The sequence below is a fragment of the Pseudomonas floridensis genome (assembly GCF_002087235.1).
In the GTDB taxonomy this organism is placed as follows: Bacteria; Pseudomonadota; Gammaproteobacteria; order Pseudomonadales; family Pseudomonadaceae; genus Aquipseudomonas; species Aquipseudomonas floridensis.
Genome location: NZ_MUIO01000273.1, coordinates 1 through 715, shown reverse-complemented (window position 1 = coordinate 715; position 715 = coordinate 1). Strand labels below are relative to the sequence as shown.

2 protein-coding genes are annotated in these 715 nt (G+C 57.6%); both read left to right on the top strand.

The genetic code is table 11. The annotated features are described in order from the left end of the window. Nucleotides 1–198 precede the first annotated feature (198 nt). Complete coding sequence (locus BZK31_RS28860; protein ID WP_083186499.1) at nucleotides 199–408, top strand: DUF6434 domain-containing protein; 210 nt, start codon at nucleotides 199–201, stop codon at nucleotides 406–408. A gap of 119 nt (nucleotides 409–527) precedes the next feature. Further along, nucleotides 528–715, top strand: a 188-nt coding sequence (locus BZK31_RS28855) for a hypothetical protein (RefSeq protein WP_157900849.1), incomplete at its 3' end; no start/stop codon positions are given.

Here is a 715-nt window from a genome sequence, read left to right as displayed (position 1 = left end):
GCAGCCTTTTCGCGACCGAACGAAAGGTGGCAGCTTCGCAGGTTGGTCAACCGGGCATCAGGACCCGGCGCACCCGACGCTACTCTGTGCACGGCCATCACAAAGTTCGGACGATAAGAAACGTCTGAACTGCGATGACGCCCCTCACGAATCGCGCTATAACCAAGCGCATCCCTCACGCAACAACAGGATTACGGCATGGCGTTCGATTGGCACAGCGACCCCATTACCCGCAACACACCGGTAGACCGGCACTACCGCAATACCCAGAACGTACGACGCTTCATGACCGGGCAATGCGGCCCGGACTTCAAGTTCGACCGCGCCTTTATGGCATGGATCATGGATGGCGTACCCAAGTCCATGGGGCAGGTGGTGGACGAATGGCGTCGGCGGTCGCTCGATTAGCCTGCAAAAGAACTGCAAAACGCCATTATTTTTGCCAGCGGGCGGTTTTTCTCGTAGCGTGCTCGTGCCGGCCTGCTTGATGGGAAATCGGCAACGACAATTCCCCAGGTGCCGCTGCTTTGACCCCGAACGAACTGCAACATCTTCAGGACCGTCTGAAGGCCCTCGAAAACGAAAATGCTCTGCTCAAGGAACGACTGAGTGTCGACGGGCGCAAGGCCGAGAATGCGCTGGCGTTGTCCCAGGAACGCTATCGCTTTCTGTTCGATGCCATGGACGAAGGCTTCTGCGTCATCGAGTTCTTCGA